Source organism: Brachybacterium sp. AOP43-C2-M15 (genome assembly GCF_052446295.1).
Lineage (GTDB): Bacteria > Actinomycetota > Actinomycetes > Actinomycetales > Dermabacteraceae > Brachybacterium.
Window position 1 is genome coordinate 1 of the sequence record NZ_JBQSWB010000035.1, and the last position, 1,369, is coordinate 1,369.

Consider the following 1,369-nt stretch of genomic DNA (forward strand, 5'->3'; position numbering starts at 1 on the left):
AGGGGTGGTGGTGGGCGGCTGGTAGTAGGTGCCGTCGCGGAGCATCGCGAAGATGACGTTGCAGCGGCGGCGGGCCAGGCAGATGACGGCGGCGTTGTGGCGCTTGCCTTCGGCGCGTTTGCGATCGTAGTAGGCCTTGGAGATCGGGTCGTGGTTCGAGGCGACCCAGGCGGAGTAGAACAGTGCGTTCTTCAGTCGTTTGTTGCCTGAGCGGGCGGGGAACTCGCCGCGGATCGAGGTTCCGGATCTTCGCGTGACCGGTGCGATCCCGGCATAGGCCGCGAGATGGCCGGGAGTCTCGAACGCGGAGCCGTCGCCGATGTTCAGGAGGATCTGGGCGGCGGTCTTGATGCCGATCCCCGGCATGCTCATCAAGACCGAGGCGAGAGGGAAGTCCTCCAGCATGGCCTCGACCTCCCGTGCCACGGTCGCCCGCTGCTCCTTCAACTCCTTGACCTGACCAGCGACTCTGGGAATCACGAGCTCCACTGCCGCGGTCGCCGGCACGATGACGGTCTGCTCGCCCAGCGCCTTGAAGATCTGATCGATCAGCGTTTCTGGGTCGCGGCGTGAGTGGGAGCGGGCGAACCGTAGGACTCTGACCCGGCCTGCTGTCCTGAGCCCGGTCGGGCCGCCGAACTTCTCCAGCAGATCCAGCACAAGCGCCGTGGAGAGGCTGCCGCCGGCGAAGACGCGCTCGAGGGCGGGGTGGATCTGCGTGAGCAGGGACCGGATCCGGTTCAACGCTCTGGTGGTCTCGTGGGCGAGGTCCTCATCGAAGCCTGCCAGGACCTTCAATGCGGAGAGGACGTCGCTGTCGCGGTCGACCTGGCGAAGCGTGTGGGGCATTGTCCGGGCGGTGTCGGCGATGATGAAAGCATCCCTAGCATCCGTCTTTGACCTGCCCGGATAGAGGTCTGCGGCCTTCCGCATCGCCAGGCCTGGTAGGTAGGCGACGGCGCAGCCGGAATCTCTGGCGACCGCGATCGGCAACGCTCCGATGGTGTTGGGCTGGTCGACGACCATCAGTACTTCGCCGTGGTTCTGCAGCTGTGTGAACAGCTCGCGGAGCTTGGTCTCGTCCTGCGGGAGGGGTTTGTCGAACAGCTTGTTCCCGGCGAGGTCGAGAGCGCAGGCGTGGTGGGCGGTCTTACCGACGTCCAAACCGATGACGACCGTGAATCCTGTGTCCATGATGCTGTCCTTCCTTGGAGCATCATTGCTGGTCGCAGTCTGACACCCGGTGCCGGCACCCACGTTACGAAGAGACCTCAGCAGTGCTGGGCCGTGTCCCTATCAGCGGTCAACGCGTGTCTCTCGACCGGGCGGCAACACCCCCCGGACCATTGATGGCAGGGCAACAAAGCCA

Annotated in this window: 1 protein-coding gene; it reads right to left on the reverse strand. The window is 65.0% G+C overall.

Going from position 1 to position 1,369, the window contains the following annotated elements; all coding sequences use genetic code 11:
• Window positions 1-1,194 (reverse strand): IS110 family transposase (locus ACT3SP_RS18610; protein WP_444588770.1); only part of this gene is annotated, 1,194 nt, incomplete at its 3' end.
• Window positions 1,195-1,369 lie beyond the last annotated feature (175 nt).